The 14,356-nt window shown below is 51.0% G+C and carries 23 protein-coding genes; all 23 read right to left on the reverse strand.

What is annotated here, in order from left to right; genetic code table 11:
- On the reverse strand, window positions 1-254 hold a 254-nt coding region (locus MO867_RS17190), incomplete at its 3' end, for a hypothetical protein (RefSeq protein ID WP_252471415.1).
- 3 nt (window positions 255-257) lie between these two features.
- Window positions 258-776, reverse strand: a complete 519-nt coding sequence (locus tag MO867_RS17195; protein ID WP_252471417.1) for a DnaT-like ssDNA-binding protein — start codon at window positions 774-776, stop codon at window positions 258-260.
- A 3-nt stretch (window positions 777-779) separates the two neighbouring features.
- Window positions 780-1,061: a hypothetical protein gene (locus MO867_RS17200; RefSeq protein ID WP_252471419.1), complete on the reverse strand. Its 282-nt coding sequence runs from the start codon at window positions 1,059-1,061 to the stop codon at window positions 780-782.
- A 40-nt stretch (window positions 1,062-1,101) separates the two neighbouring features.
- On the reverse strand, window positions 1,102-2,115 hold the full coding sequence (locus MO867_RS17205; protein WP_252471422.1) for a major capsid protein: 1,014 nt from the start codon (window positions 2,113-2,115) through the stop codon (window positions 1,102-1,104).
- A 25-nt stretch (window positions 2,116-2,140) separates the two neighbouring features.
- On the reverse strand, window positions 2,141-2,854 hold the full coding sequence (locus tag MO867_RS17210; RefSeq protein WP_252471424.1) for a hypothetical protein: 714 nt from the start codon (window positions 2,852-2,854) through the stop codon (window positions 2,141-2,143).
- Between the two features lie 111 nt (window positions 2,855-2,965).
- Window positions 2,966-3,214: a hypothetical protein gene (locus MO867_RS17215; RefSeq protein ID WP_252471427.1), complete on the reverse strand. Its 249-nt coding sequence runs from the start codon at window positions 3,212-3,214 to the stop codon at window positions 2,966-2,968.
- Window positions 3,211-4,278 carry a phage head morphogenesis protein gene (locus MO867_RS17220; RefSeq protein ID WP_252471429.1) on the reverse strand — a complete coding sequence of 356 codons (1,068 nt, stop codon included), beginning with the start codon at window positions 4,276-4,278 and terminating at the stop codon, window positions 3,211-3,213. Before MO867_RS17220 ends, MO867_RS17215 begins: the two co-directional genes overlap by 4 nt.
- Entirely contained in the window at window positions 4,271-5,692 is a 1,422-nt protein-coding gene (locus MO867_RS17225) for a DUF4055 domain-containing protein (protein ID WP_252471431.1), read from the reverse strand. Before MO867_RS17225 ends, MO867_RS17220 begins: the two co-directional genes overlap by 8 nt.
- Entirely contained in the window at window positions 5,692-7,185 is a 1,494-nt protein-coding gene (locus MO867_RS17230; protein ID WP_252471434.1) for a terminase large subunit domain-containing protein, read from the reverse strand. The genes MO867_RS17225 and MO867_RS17230 overlap by 1 nt, the downstream gene beginning before the upstream one ends.
- Complete coding sequence (locus MO867_RS17235) at window positions 7,169-7,735, reverse strand: terminase small subunit (RefSeq protein ID WP_252471437.1); 567 nt, start codon at window positions 7,733-7,735, stop codon at window positions 7,169-7,171. Before MO867_RS17235 ends, MO867_RS17230 begins: the two co-directional genes overlap by 17 nt.
- Window positions 7,713-7,928 carry a phage holin family protein gene (locus tag MO867_RS17240; protein WP_252471439.1) on the reverse strand — a complete coding sequence of 72 codons (216 nt, stop codon included), beginning with the start codon at window positions 7,926-7,928 and terminating at the stop codon, window positions 7,713-7,715. Before MO867_RS17240 ends, MO867_RS17235 begins: the two co-directional genes overlap by 23 nt.
- Window positions 7,925-8,293 (reverse strand): 3TM-type holin, encoded by a 369-nt coding sequence (locus MO867_RS17245; protein ID WP_252471441.1) that lies wholly within the window; start codon window positions 8,291-8,293, stop codon window positions 7,925-7,927. Before MO867_RS17245 ends, MO867_RS17240 begins: the two co-directional genes overlap by 4 nt.
- Window positions 8,290-8,682, reverse strand: coding sequence for a DUF5675 family protein (locus MO867_RS17250; protein WP_252471443.1), 393 nt, complete (start codon window positions 8,680-8,682; stop codon window positions 8,290-8,292). The genes MO867_RS17245 and MO867_RS17250 overlap by 4 nt, the downstream gene beginning before the upstream one ends.
- Before the next feature lie 728 nt (window positions 8,683-9,410).
- The gene (locus MO867_RS17255) at window positions 9,411-9,791 is read right to left on the reverse strand and encodes a PGDYG domain-containing protein (RefSeq protein WP_252471446.1); all 381 of its coding nucleotides are present in this window, start codon (window positions 9,789-9,791) and stop codon (window positions 9,411-9,413) included.
- A 3-nt stretch (window positions 9,792-9,794) separates the two neighbouring features.
- On the reverse strand, window positions 9,795-10,175 hold the full coding sequence (locus MO867_RS17260; RefSeq protein WP_252471448.1) for a dATP/dGTP diphosphohydrolase domain-containing protein: 381 nt from the start codon (window positions 10,173-10,175) through the stop codon (window positions 9,795-9,797).
- Window positions 10,176-10,186: 11 nt separating this feature from the next.
- Complete coding sequence (locus tag MO867_RS17265) at window positions 10,187-10,549, reverse strand: hypothetical protein (protein WP_252471450.1); 363 nt, start codon at window positions 10,547-10,549, stop codon at window positions 10,187-10,189.
- Window positions 10,549-11,403 carry a helix-turn-helix domain-containing protein gene (locus MO867_RS17270; protein ID WP_252471453.1) on the reverse strand — a complete coding sequence of 285 codons (855 nt, stop codon included), beginning with the start codon at window positions 11,401-11,403 and terminating at the stop codon, window positions 10,549-10,551. The genes MO867_RS17265 and MO867_RS17270 overlap by 1 nt, the downstream gene beginning before the upstream one ends.
- Window positions 11,400-12,035 carry a recombination protein NinG gene (locus MO867_RS17275; RefSeq protein ID WP_252471456.1) on the reverse strand — a complete coding sequence of 212 codons (636 nt, stop codon included), beginning with the start codon at window positions 12,033-12,035 and terminating at the stop codon, window positions 11,400-11,402. Before MO867_RS17275 ends, MO867_RS17270 begins: the two co-directional genes overlap by 4 nt.
- On the reverse strand, window positions 12,035-12,493 hold the full coding sequence (locus tag MO867_RS17280; RefSeq protein ID WP_252471458.1) for a hypothetical protein: 459 nt from the start codon (window positions 12,491-12,493) through the stop codon (window positions 12,035-12,037). The genes MO867_RS17275 and MO867_RS17280 overlap by 1 nt, the downstream gene beginning before the upstream one ends.
- On the reverse strand, window positions 12,478-12,999 hold the full coding sequence (locus tag MO867_RS17285; RefSeq protein ID WP_252471461.1) for a hypothetical protein: 522 nt from the start codon (window positions 12,997-12,999) through the stop codon (window positions 12,478-12,480). The genes MO867_RS17280 and MO867_RS17285 overlap by 16 nt, the downstream gene beginning before the upstream one ends.
- Before the next feature lie 113 nt (window positions 13,000-13,112).
- Window positions 13,113-13,358, reverse strand: a complete 246-nt coding sequence (locus tag MO867_RS17290; RefSeq protein WP_252471464.1) for a hypothetical protein — start codon at window positions 13,356-13,358, stop codon at window positions 13,113-13,115.
- A 127-nt stretch (window positions 13,359-13,485) separates the two neighbouring features.
- Window positions 13,486-13,854, reverse strand: coding sequence for a hypothetical protein (locus MO867_RS17295; RefSeq protein ID WP_252471466.1), 369 nt, complete (start codon window positions 13,852-13,854; stop codon window positions 13,486-13,488).
- Window positions 13,805-14,356: phage replication protein O (locus MO867_RS17300; RefSeq protein WP_444875285.1), on the reverse strand; the 552-nt coding region annotated here is incomplete at its 5' end. The genes MO867_RS17295 and MO867_RS17300, both read right to left, overlap by 50 nt.

Raw genomic sequence — 14,356 nt, forward strand, 5'->3', positions numbered from 1 at the left:
CCAGCTGCAGCAATGATCAATTTTTTATCGCCGCGCTGAATACTCTGCCCTTCTGCATACATCATCCCGGATTCTTTAAGGTTGTAGTCCTGCAGAATCACTTGGACAGGTTGCTCTATTGGGGTATCACCTGAGTTTTGCCCGGTTACCGGATCAGATACACCTGGAATAACGTCATGGAGGGTCTGCTCAGAACCAAAACGCGCAATAAGCCGTAGAGCCGTATCGGCCATACGGTTGTAGAAGTCGCTCATAGATTATGTCCGGACTAGGAAAAGCCCGTTGTTTTTCAGGAGTGGCGCAAGCAACGCATCAACTTTGGCAAAAGCGGGGGTAAACTGCTGTTGTACAGGCGCGGCATAGGCTACATCTACCGCCCCTTCGACACGCTCTTTAATGACCGGCCCGGTATCGGTTGGCAATCGGTTGGGTTGTAAATCGTTATCCCGTGCCTCAATAGCCAGGGCCAATTGCGCGTACACCAACTCACGCGGAATCTCATCGCTTGGGAAAAGTGCATCCGGATAGGAAATTCCCCAGGCATCAGCGCGAGGCCACTGTAAGGGCTGGCCTTGCGTTGAGATGTACCCTTTGTACCGGTCTCGCTTGCTTTCCAAGAAATCCATAGCCCGGATAAGAAGCGGCTCACACTCAGCATCCGATAATGCAGACAGGTCTACTCCACGCGCACCTGCATAGTCGCGCAAGTCTTGCACGCTGGCATAGCTGTTGGCACTCGAATTAGAGCCTGTGCCGTCTTCTATCGTCAGGGCCATGGGTTATTCGCCTGCAAGCTCAGATTTAGCAGATTCAAAAGCCTTAAAGCCCCCAGATGTGAGGGTCCCATCTTCACGCACTTGGTTTCGTGCAGGTGTGAATTGGATGCCCTCCAACTCGACAACAAAACCCTCTTCATCATCCTGAATAACTGTAACAGGACTCATAGGGGGTTCGACAGCTGATAGAGATTTAGAGGCGGCAATTGTTACTTCTTTTGCTTTTGTGGCGATGCCAGTGTCAATTTGTCTGGCGCTGGCCAGTAGTTCTTTAATGCTGGGCATGGATGTCTCCAGGAAAACCGGGGCAATTCCCCGGCACGGATTAGCCGTTGGTGATTAGGAATGCCAGGGGTACGTTTTTGCGATCAACTACGCGGTCCCAGTTGCCAGCCATGGCCAGTTCTGCCCAGCTTGGACTTTCACCGGACACGCTAGCCTCCAGCCACTTGAAGCCAAGCGGATGTATCAGCCAGCTATTACGCTCCCATAGAGTTTCTATACCGCCGCCATTACCCGAGCTTGCTTCACGCTCCAGCTCTACCGGCACTTTGGCTTGGCCTTCGCCATAACCAATTGCGCCCCCACCAAATAGGACAGAGGTATATTTAAATCCGCTGGTACCACCAGGAACAACCGGCATGCCATCATCAACAATGACACGGCGACCAAGGAAGGTAGGAATTGTGAGATCTCCCTGAGAATCTGACACAAACTCCACATCATCATTGTCCACCATGCGCTTATAAACCATCGAGTGGACACCGATAGCAGACGTGGACTCAAACCGGTCGCCGAGGGTAAATGCTGCACCGGTAAAGGCTGTACGGCTAAACACATTGCTTGCGCCTGCGTTATTGCCATCATCGATAGCGATATCCTCGACCATATCCGCATCGTCACTGGCGACGTTATCTGCGAGGATGCCATTTAGAGCGGGAATAACTCGGCGCTGCCACTGGCGCATCCAGTAAGTGCCGAATCGATTGCGAACACGCTGCATCGGATCGGAGCCAGCAATTTCACCAGACAGGTCAGCAGAGCTATACCCCTGGTTGATATAAGCCATACGTGCGACTTGTTTACCCGCAACAACTTTTTGCGGCGAAGCATTCTGGGCAGGATTATCAGTGCTGTAGTTAGGCTCGACAGAAGCATCCAGGTCTTTCCAGAAAGGGACATTAAGCGTTTCACCGCCAGAGTTCGCTTTCTGGTCCAGCATTGCATTGCGGACTGCAACACCAGACTGAAAGAAGACTGTTTTTTCTGGCCCATTTTCGGCCTGATAGTCAGAATACACTTCCGGAATAACTACATCGGATAGTTGAGTAAGTGCCATGAGTTTTTAACCTGTAAATTGGCGATTAACCTGCATCTCGCAACTGCCGATAGGTTTCGGGGTTGTTTCGATACAGCTCCACACGTTCTTTTTCGGACATTTCCGAAAACTTCTTGGAGGCACCGCCTCCCCCACCACCAGCAGCACCGCCGCCGGAGGCTTTACTTCCAACAATTAGCGGCGCAAAGGCCGGATCGTTAGAGAATTCAGCTTTTAGTTCCTCCACTGTCATCGCACTTGGCTTGCCATTGGCATCCAGTACTACAGTGGTCGGTTTCCCGTCACGGACCTCCATTGAAAGACGGCTTTCCAAATTCAGCATCAGTGCTTTTGCACTACCTTGCACCGCTATTTCAGAGGCAACACCACTAGCCACGCTGGTAACCATCTGCTCCTTCAGCCAATTGTCACGCTCTTCAATGACTCCATCTTTTTCAGCATTGAGCCGGTCATACTTCTCCTGCCAGCTCTTTTCCAGGGCTTCGATGTCACCACTCTCACGGTGCTTGCCGTTCTTTAAATCATCCAAGCTGTTTTGCAGTTCGCCTATGCTAGCTTCCAGGTCACTGACCTTTTTCTCAGCTGCTTTGCGATGTCGCTCTGCTTCTTCGTGCTTGGCTCGATAACGGTCTTCTTCATCGCCCTCAATTTTCAGGGCATAACCATCACCACTTTTCTCATAGAGGCCGCGATACTGCTCTTCGACCTCACTAAGGTCACTGATACGCTTCTTTAACATTTGAGCACTGCTCCTTTTTTCGGGGCACAGCCCCTAAGACTTGCCGAGTAAACGGCAGATACAAAAAAGGCCCGCCGAAGCGAGCCAGTTATAGGTAAATAAGTTATCCGCTTAGCTGGGGATAAGGTTTTCGCTAGCTTTTAAAACCTGGAATGTTTCCGTCCTCGAGCCAAAAATATCACCAAAGATTCCTCCCATTATCTCTGTGAAAGGTGTGGAGTTATCAGCAGCAATAATATATCCCTTGGGATTTTGCAGCTTGATAAACCCCTCCCATGACGAAACTTTTTCAAACTCCCCGATAGCAACCCCGTCAACTTCTACAGTGAACTTTTCAATAGGCTTGATAGATATATTCATTGGATCTCCGCTTTCTTAAATGCGATGGGCTCTTTCAACTTCATCTCTTCCAGGGTCAAGGGCTTAAAATTCCGCCCCAGATTTAGCGCTGCAAATCGCTCTGCCGATAGCCCGCCATTGAGGAGGAGTTTTGCCCGAGTTGGGCCAATGGCATCCTGTATGAAACTCAACGGCTGCTTCTGGAGCCATAGGTAATAAGTCAATCCAGCATCGACATAGCCATCCTTACTGGCCCGGGTAGCTCCTTCGCTTAGTGCTCGGTACTTTTCCTTCAGGACCGCAATAACTGTACTGCGGCAGCGTATGTGAACTGGTGGGCGCGGCCCTTTGTCGAGGGGAAACACCTCATTATCCAGGCTGCGGCATTGAGTTGATGTACGGCTATCCAAAGTAGATACCCAGCGCATGCCTTCTAGCAAATCGGCATTGTTCTGCAGCGTCTCCATCCGCGCCATGGTAGCCGTGTGGGCAATCGCTGTTCGGACTACTGCATCGGCATTGCGCTGTGTTATCGCCAAGATGCCGTCGCGGTATTTGTTAGCTTTGGATCCCCGGATGTTACGAATAATCTGGAGAGTTGTTTGCCCCTCGAAGAAACCCTGCCGTATAGCCCCGGTAACCCGCTTTCGTTCGCTACTGGTCCAACCCCTTATAAATGGCTCAATTAGCTGCCCACCATCAGGGCCACGCACTGAGAGCGGCGTGGAGAGTACGGCGGCCCTGACCTGTGCCGGCGCAGGAATTACCGTCTCAACTCCGACAATCAGCGCAGCCTGTAAATTGCGAACCTCGAACTCTGATTCATATTCAGCTAAATCCAGTAAATGGCCAGCAAGCTGGTCGTAATACTTGCTGAATATCTTGGCCAGGTCGTTATCAACTACAGTAAGCAGCCGCTCCAACCTTGCGCGGGAAAACTCGGTTAAATCGTGACTTGATAGGCGCTGCTTTATAGAGCGGTCCATCTGCTGCAGAAAGGCCGCAAACTGATTTACCTCACCAGACTTCAGCCGCTCCAGGTAAACGGCGTGGCGAGTGGTTGAGGTAGCAAGAGCTTCACTCATCGTTTAACCCTGGCCCAGGTTCCTCGCCTCCCAGTTCCTCACGAATTACCTCATCAGTCTTCTCGGCATTGATAACCCCATGCTTGCGGAGATTCGCCCATAGATCTGAACTTGGTAAGCGGCCAGACTGCCAGGCATTCACCAGGGCGGTGAGCATCTGCGCATCAAGATTGGATTCGGCAAAGTCCTGATTAAGCTTGTATTCCGTTTCAACCTGCACATTCTGGAACTGTGCCGCCCATTGAATAGCCTGGGTGTAGGCCTCGCTGACGTTCTCGGCGACCAGAGATAAAACCGAGTGCTCTGATTCATTTTCGGCCTGAGCTTCAGTGGCCGTCTTTACTGCTGAACCGCGCTCAATCAGCCGAGCACCCAAGGCGACCATTTGCTTCTCTTTCTGATCCATCGCCTCTTTGACCAGGGTGTTCGGTTCAACCTGAGCAAACCCAAAGGCACCACCATCAGGGAGCAGGATGGGAGAGCGCGAGCCAATATAGATGCCCTGCTTTTCCATGTGGTCACGCCAGTTTTCGGTCAACCCGGAAATCCACGGCTGGGCCTGGCCAACGAAGAATGCCGAATCCTCATAATCTGCCGAGTTGCGATAATGGGCTTTGTTTAGGTTTGCCAGGTCCAGCAGTGGCGATCGATCAATGCTCTGGTCATTGTTCTCGGCGCCGACAAAGGTGAACGGGATAACCTTCCAGTGCTGACCTGTCCCATCCAACGGCATATAGGAATCGTGAATAACCCAAGTACCCGTATCACCACCACGCCAGATTTCTACTGTGTAGCGGCCATCAATCAGCTTGAGTGCGCGGTACTGTGTTTTCTCTTCTATGCCGAAACTATCTGAAGTTACCTCTTCATAGCTTTCACGGATAACAACCAGTCCCAGCCGGTGCACACCGCCAACCCTAACGGTTCGCCAGTTGATAATCTGATTCGCTGGGTAGCTCACAATCGATGCGCGCACTAATCCGGCTTGCTGTTCAGCCTTAGAGGTTTGCCCTTCGGTTTTGGGGTAATCCACCAGTAGGCCGCGCCGGCCAGACTTCAATACGGCAGAGACCACCGATTGGGACTGCTGATAAATACTTACCCCGCTGCCATTGGCATCACTGGTCAGGTACTCCAAGCCTGCCGGGATATCTACTGTTGGCGCTCGACGAAATACGGCACCAACCAGGCCCTGCAACGTGCGACCGGTTGCGTTATAGAAAACTGCCCTGTCTGTGTACTGCTGATAGCGAGCTCTATTTGCTTCACTCTGGTCTTTTGGATTGGGCATGGGCAGATAGGTGGTGCCCTTGGATTTAATAACCCGCTCACCCGCACAGATATCATCAACCAGCGTCCAGTCTGGCAGCGCCTTGGTGAAGTCGTCGCGCTGATAAGTAACGTCATTTGCCATTAGTAGGCCATTCCCATGTTGATACTCATTGCCATAGTGCGGATGTTCTTCACTGAAACTGCGAAGTAACGGAATGCGTCAGAGCCGTGGCTGGACCAGTCGTGCAGCGGTCGATCTTTCCAGCAGCCGTTCTTGTCATCCCACTCTTTGCGGTAGCTCTCCAAGCACTTGATGCCCTGGTCGCACTTCTCTTGATCGAAAACACACTTAGGCAAAACCTCACGAACAGACTCAATACCGCCGTCAACACTGCCATGCGGTGCAACATTGAAGTTCAGGCTGTATGTCTCACCGTCTATCTCGTAGCCTTCACGGGCCATTTCCCGGCGGGATTTGCCGTTCCCACTGAAGTCCCGGTTATCGATATCGTGAGGCGCCCAGTGTTCGGCATAGTTGTAGCCGCGCTCTTTCAGCACCTTCATGTAGTGAGCTATGCCTTCGCCGCTGTTCTCGTAATAATCAATCACGTGGTACTCATCACCCACCACGCGCACAAACCAGATAGAGGTCGAATCACCAACCCCGATATCCCAGAAGGTGTAAACCGGTAAATGTGAGTTATCAGGCAGCGAGCCTATCCGCCCCTCTTTGTAGAGCCGCTGGAACTGCCGTGAGTAGTAAGCGCCTTGAATAGATTGCTGGAAGGCCTCAGCGGGGAATGATGGGTACTCCCGCTTGATGTCATCACCTAGCGTTTTCTCTTTGGTGATGTACCAGAGCTTTTGCGCGTCGGTTAGGTTGATGCCCTGCTTGCTTTCGAGTTCGGCAAAGTACTTTTCGAATCGTTCAGGGACAGACAAAGCCCCCGAAAGTGAATATTCTGGGTTTTTCCACCAGGGGTAGAAAAAGAACTTCCAGTCCAGGGCCGTTAGGCTTGCCCCTTGACTGTGTAGCTTCTCCGATGACTGGCAGTAATCGAAGAAATACCCCTGCCGGCCTTCTGCGGTCGATTCGATAGTGACATCACAATCAATGGAAACCGCCTCAAACGCACCCGTGACAATCTCTCGAGCTTTGTCCGGATACTTAGCGCATATTTTCCCGAACTCTGAAACATGCAGCTTTCTGAGAGTGCCACCCCTGAATGAGGTGCTGACGGTCATCGAGCCACCATTCTGAAACACCAATTCTCCCGCCCGGTCGTTTCTGGCCGGGTTCGCCGCCTTGATAACATCCGGCAATTGGTCGTATGCGTATTTAACCTTCTCTCGAAATAACCGCTTTGCATCATCCAGGTTGTGCGCTATCAGTGCACAGGCGCCAGACTCAAACAACGCGCAATCAAGTTGGATAATGCACTGTTCAGTAGTGAACCCAAGTTGGCGCGCCTTGAGGATGATGTTTCGAGTATGGTGATTCTCGTAGTACTCGCGCTGCTCCGGGTTCATCCGAAACTTAACTTTCTTGCCCCGCTTGTCCTTAATCCAATAGAGGTTGTTTAGTCGCCAGTCTCTATTCTTGAGATTGGTGACCAAATCATGGGGTAGCGCCATCGCTGATTTGCTGCATGAGGGTTGCCATCTCATCGACTAGCTCCCCCTCATGATTCACCCTATCTCGGAATGCCTGAACTCCAATGTGTTTGCCGAGGAGTTCCAGATTTTTGAGTTTGTCCGGCCATTTGATTTTCTTAAGTACACCAACCGTCTTGCGCTTATCATCTCGGCCTTCCCAGAGTTCGGCAAGGTCCATGCCTGCCAGATATTGCCGCCAGACCTTGGGCCACTCGCTGATAGGCTTCAGTGAACCGTCATCGTTGAGAATATCGAGAACATCCATCTGGTCGATCTCAACCAGGCGACTTAAAACATAATCTGCATTGATTTGGGTGCGCTCAGAGCGTGCCCGTTGGGCTTTCTCGATGTAATTTGCCACCTCAGGTTTTCTCAGGAGCTTTGCAGCTTCTACCTCTGCGCTGCGCTGAGCCGCATTTGGGTAAGCTAACCTGTAAGCCTTTGTTGCGTTTAGGTTTTTATCCCCCAAGTAGGAATCAGCAAAGACTTGCCACTTCTCAGTGAGGTTATTGTGATTCCGCTTTGTCATCGTGCTGTTCTTTCATCAACTTGTGCCGCTGGTGTGAGTAATACCAATTCACTGCTAGGCCTAATGCAGCTATAAACACACCCACAAGACCGAGCCAGTTATCAGCGAGCCAGCCGGCAAAAGTACCAGCGCCTACAGCAGTCATATAACTGGCCTTATCGGGTATCTCCCGCATTGCATCGTGTAGGGTCATGATTGCTTCCAAGCCTTAGCTGCTTTCTCAGCGCTGCGCCCCACGACATAACCACCAAGGCCGACTTTTACTATCTCCAGCAGGGCCAGGGTTTGGTCCTCGCTTAGGTTTTCGGCCGTCCACCCTACCCAATGGGCAACAATGAGCCCTACAAATGTGAGCATCGTTACTGGCCGCCAGTTTCTCTGTAGCCATGACTCCCCTGATGCCTCTGCTGTGATTACTTGGGTAGCTGATTGCAGTTCTGCCATATCCATCGCAATCAGCTGCGAATCAACTTGAGCTTTTAGGCGGTTGGCTTCTGTCTTATCTGGGAACGCCTTATCTATGACTTTGCCGAATAGATTTGATATGGCTGAAATCATGGGTACTCCGGCATGAAGTGAGTGACGTTTAATTCAAACTCTGGCGGCAACATGTCCCGCAATTCCTGCATGGCTTTGCGCGATTGAATCACCCACCAGCCGCCAGGGGCTTGGGTCGTCCCAATGCCAATACAGCCTTGAACATCAGAGGCATAGTTAGCCGTATGCATCAGGATTTTTGAACGACCTGGAACTTCTTGCAGCTCCCATACATTGGGGTATTTAGCGGAGCTGTACGGATCACACCGATAAACCCCCTCCGGTATACAGCTCTCGAATGGCTTATTACCTAGCCATGGGCGTTCTACGGTATAGAAAGTACGATCACCGACACGTAGCCGGCCCAGAGTTGCTTCTGAGCCATAAGCAAATCGCGTTAATGTGAGCATGATTTTCCCGGGGGAGTCTCAAATTTCAGGCATAAAAAAACCGGCTTGGGGGCCGGTTAAGAAGGATGATCCACTGTCGCACATACAACTCGACAGCTTACCTTATATTATCTATTTCACGGCTAGCCGTCAAGCAAGTACTGTATTAAAAAACAGTTGTATATAACGCCAGTTATTGCTTGGTCCATAGAAGAACGTCCGCCTTACCTGTGAAGACTTGCCAGGCGCTTTTTAATCTGAATCGCAGACTGGTCGCACCTACGGGTCGAGCCATGACCCACCGCCCCTCTACCACTGTATTGCAGTTGTATTCCTTAACTAAATAATCTGCATTAAATATTGATATGCCTTTCATGCTGCCCTCGCTCTAAGTAAACATGCCATTTCGATTGTGCTTTCGATCATTCTGCAAAGCGTCTTAGTGCTGGCCTTAGACTTCCTGATTGTCCTGGCCACGTCCTGCAATTCCCATCGGTGGTAATACCGCAACCAAAATACCAATCTCTCAAGCTCTGCATTGAATTGGTCCCGGCGGCGGCTCACTGCATTCAGATATGCAAGCACGGCCGCATCAGTAAGCTCTGCGCGCCTTTCATTTATCGGTTCTGGGCTCTCTCTGTTCCCTGATACCATTTCCCGACTGAATGCAGACATACGGGGCCAGGATACCGAATCACCAGCCCTCTCCGGATAGGCTCGGGACCATTCCCACAAGAGTTCGCGTATTGCTATTTCTGGCATTGGTCACCCTCCACTGGCTCGTATGTCTGCTGGAAAATGTCCGACTTACATGGATACCGTTCACCTTGCACTCCAGTAATTATCCAGTCCCCCGGGCAAGCGGTGTGTCCACCTTCGAGAGTGTCAATCCATCCGTGCTTGGCCATGGCAATACCGCAATGCTCGCAAGACCTTTCTCCTGGTACGTGGGGATGGCGGTAATACCTGACGACCTGCCCTTCAAACCCCAACTGGCGCTGCCGCTCTGTGCTAACTACCTTATCACTTAAAGCGCATCCAATATCTTCCTGATAATCTTCTGGGTGGTCGCCATTCTCAAACCACTGCGAGGCTTCAATTACAACCGGCTTTTTTCTAAACTTAGGCATCTTTTAAGCTCTCTCTCTTTTTGTTCGGTTTTGGGCACCTATGCGCATAAGCCGGTCCTGCCTTAGCTCTAGCTCTAATTCAGCCAGCGCATTCCAAGCTTTATGAGCCTTGTGTAACAGCCCCGTTTCAGGGTCTTTTGTTTCGTGCCGCTCTTTCAGGTGGTGGCGCCACAACGCATCGCGATAACGCTGCCTGCCATTGGGTACTTGCTGCCAGCCGCCCCGGGTATATTTATTTGCCCCGAATGTTCCCACCTCGGCAACCGCCATTAATGCCAGGGAGAAATCATCAAGAACCCCGGCCATGATTTTCCCCTCGTCACATTTCGCCCCAGGTTCATGCTGGTCTTTGCCGTTCGGGTCACGCTCCATCGCTTCAGTCATGATTGCTCTCCTCACACGGTATAAACTTCACGACGCCGGGCGCTGGTAGTGCCTGGCTCCAAGCTATCGATACGGTCCTTTACCTCTTCCGCAGTTAAAGTGATTCGCCCTTTCTCCCCATAGGTTTTCGACCTAAGTACAACAGTGAGGCAAGAGCGGCTGCGCCATCCTCCGTCATGGGCATATTTGTCAGCCGGGGCCAGCTGGTTCCAGCTTTCTATGGTTACCCCTGGATGCTCTTTCGCAACCATACGGTGGTGGATGTGGCCTATATCGATATAGCGATAGCTGGCCTCGCCCCAATCCTGGTTGAAGTCTGTGGCCATTACCTGAGCAAGCTGTGCCGGCTTGCACTTGTCACTGTGGTGGCACATCACAAAGGTATTGCCCATGCGGTAGGGAATGAAAATGAGGCGTTATCCAAAACCCGTAAGCGGTCGGTGTGGTGGTAAACATGCTTGAGAAAAACCCGCATCCATACGTCATTGCTTCGACTGTGGTTGCCCTGGTTGACTATCACATCCACGTATTTGAATTTGCTGAGGGCCTTTTCAACTATGCTGCGCATCACTCGGGCATAGGTGTGAATCATGCGCTGATAGCGGCTATCGAAATCCAGGTCATGGCCTGATGATTCCGTTTTAGCACTGAAGGTCTCGTAATGGGTCATATCCCCTAAATCCTGAATAACACAACGCTCACAATTCGGTGCGCGGTCTACCAAGATTTCAATGGCGGTGACTAACTCTCGCTCTGCTATTTTCAGGTCAAAGTTATGGCCCACTTCTGCCTCATGGGCGAGCATCCCTAAATGGCCGTCTCCAATCTGTATCCAGGGAATAGTGTCTGTATCCAAATCACCTTGAGGCTCTACGGGAGTCTCTATGGGCGGCAGGTCTTCGATATAAGTCTGAGCAAATGCCTCCATGGCTACCTGCTGCTTCTGAATGTCCTGCTGATTCTTCAGCCAGAATGCCGGGGTGGTTTCTGTCTTGGGGAAGTAAATACTTGCCCCTTTGATTTCGAAACCTTCAGGCACCTTCTGATGGTTTAAGTGCTGGCTGCCGTCTTTCAGGGCTTGCCGCCTTTTCAGCTCTGTGATAGTGCGGGACACAGGAGGATGCGTTATTCCCAGTTTGCGCGCAGCTGCATTAACACTGCCACACTCCTCAAACGCGCGGCACTTCCGCTTCTCTCCCTCAGTTTTTGCGAATTCTAAAAGGCTCATGCGATGCACTCCCTCCGCTTTTGTAATAACCGTCTTTTTCTATTGAATATTCGTTTAATCCTTTCGCAATACTCCCGGTTAAATCTCCGGATTCCGTTATTATTTTTTAGCCAGTCAACTCGGCGATTACCTATTCTCTCCCTCAGATTAAGTTCGTATTGCACGGCTACGGTCTCCGCTTTATGGGCGTATTTGGCAGAACCCGCATTACAGCTTTTGCACTGCCGGTGAATATTCCAGAGATTGAATCTCAGGTGGCCAGCGGCACCCCTTGAGCGGAAATGGCCAGCATCCCAAGCCCCGCCGACTTTCCAACCCTGCTCCACTTCTATTTCATGCTCCGGGCGATTGCAGGAGGGGCAAGGCTTGCCTCTATCCCTCTCGCGCACATAGGCATTTATTGAGCGCTGGGCCTCATCCATGATTTGAGAATCAGTTTTTAATGCCCTTTTACGGGCCCTGGTTTCAGATTTGAATTTTTTGGCTTCAAGCTTCTTTTGCTTCTCTACTCGCTGAAATCCCAAATCAACAAGGTGGTCGATACAACAGACGAAATCTAACCCGTTAACTATGCCGTGCAGTACATTACAGCGGGTTTTGCACACTTTACATTTACGGTATTTGATGGCCATCAATTGCATCCGAAGTCATTCAGTGGCCCAAAATCAACCCCCTTCAAGGTGTACTGATTCAGTATCGAATCTATGTACTCTTGACCTTGCTTCACAGTCATTCGAGAGGTCACAGTTAGCAGGCGAACAATTTGCAACTTATCTTCATAGCTGAACTTGTATCCTCGGAGATATCTGTTGTAGACCTCGGTAAATTCCGGGTCTTTATCTCCAAGCAGAAGTATCGGAACTCCGATAGTTAATTTGCACTCAGCCCTAGCTAAATCGGTATCATTTCCGTAGAGCTGATGACCTATGCGTTGATACAGCTCGAAAAACATTCTGTTTTGCTCGAGGCTGCGGTCCCTTCCTATGCGCCAAGAAAAACGTAGATGCTTATGCTGCTTAAATAGGCTCTCAGCACGGACAAGAAAACCTTGAAGAGTGTTTGCGCTATTAACTACTACGGAGTCTGGCATTTGCTAACCACCTCCAGCGTTGGCACCCCTTCATAAATCTCTTTAAGATGCCCCCGCACCTCCATTCGGCGTAGAGCTGAATACATCATTTGCGTCTCTGCTCGCTTGTGACCCTCAAATGGCTTCTTATGCCACCAGCCACAATTGCCTGGATAACCGTGAACCTTCTTAATTTGCTTAGGCAGTGCGTATAGAAGACCCCACCCTTCCGGTAAATCATCGATACGGATTACATTAGGCGGACACATATAAAACCGCCAATCACCCATACCTTGGGCTGGGTCTTGCCGGAATTTTTTACGCTTATCAGCAAGGAAGTCGGAGCGGCTAACCTTGCACTCAATAAGCAGCGACAAACCATCACGCCAACCAATTGCGTCAGGCTGCTCACCAGTATGGGTAGTCGCTCTGAACTCATCACGGAAGGCGACACCACATCCTTGAGACTTGAGCCAGCGTTCTGCGCGATTAACTAGTTCAGTATGTGTAGTAACTTGATCAGCCATCACCTCCCCCCCCTACTCCAACCCAATCAAAAACCAAACACCTGAGCCAACCGCCACCATCCACAGAAAGAATTCCAGGTAGAAAACCGTTTTGGTTGGGGCTGGCTCATTCATCACGCGACGTCCCTCATGTTCTCGGCATATTCGTCTAGCGCCCCCAGGGCCTCGGGTAAATTCTCTCGATGGAACTCGCCCAAGAAATCCCAAGTACCGCGCGCTATGCACTTTTGTGTCCAAACCGTATTGGCAAAGACTACATTGACGCGGCGCGGGTGCTCCGTTTGAAAAACTGCAAGCGCGCTGCTTGGGTCGGTCTGAGAAATACGCTTGATAGCTTCTGAAATAGTGATTACTGACATCGTTATCGCTCCGTGATGTTTTGGGTTTACCAAGTGGTGTCTTCCAGCTCTTCCGCCAGTGTTGGCTGACTGGTGGATTCTTCTCGAGGGATGTATTCACCCTCTAAAACCTCTTCGGCTTCCTCGTTCACAGATCGAACATTCCCCGCATTTTTGCCAGTTCGCTTTCACCGCTTTTGCGAGCTCGCACCTGGGCGTTTTTGTCTGGTAGAGCTAGGGGTTTAAAATCTTTGTGTGCCGCACTACCTGGAGCCGGGAGGCAAAAACCCAAAAACTCTGCGTAGTTTGGTGGCCAGCTTGTTTCATCGTTTCGAGCAGCCTCAGTGTTGCGATACTCGATGTTTTCCATCCCTCTTGCCCAATCCTTGTCGCTGAGGTTGCGGGTCTTGCGGGCCCAGAGCATGAAGTCTTCGCTGTAGACCCCGTTACGCTCTGCCTCTTCGGAGTCATACAGCCTGTGCTGTGATGTCCATTTGTGGCCGTACAGCTGGGTCATTCGCTTCCAGAGGGCCAGCATTAACTTCTCGTGCCGAGGCTCTAGCGAAGGCGGCGTTGAGTTGCGCGTGTTGCTGCTGGAGCTGGTTGCCAGCGCCTGGGTAACGGTTTTCATGTGCACTTCCCTTGCATTGGTTGGCCTTGATTTGCAGCTGGTCGAACTGTTTGCGCAATTTGGCCGGGCTGAGAATATTGGTTTGCCAGAAGTCATCACGGTTAGCCCAATTGAAAACGTGGGCAATCTCTGCTGGTGTTCGGTTATCCAGCTCGCGAATTTTTCGGCAGTCGTTTGCCCAGGCATCCAGGTTGGGGGTTTTAAAATTTGGCTGGAGCCGACGAACACCATCGAGAATTAGGTTTGCCAGGCGGTAATCATCATCCGTGGCCTTCACCGTTTTTTTCCCTGAAGATTTTTTCGGGGAAGTATTAGGTTCATTGACTGGTTCAGAAGAGTGACTGGTTCTGGGTGACTCTGTGTCACTACCCCCTAGTGACTCTGTGTC

This window comes from Microbulbifer okhotskensis (genome assembly GCF_023895975.1).
GTDB lineage: Bacteria > Pseudomonadota > Gammaproteobacteria > Pseudomonadales > Cellvibrionaceae > Microbulbifer > Microbulbifer okhotskensis.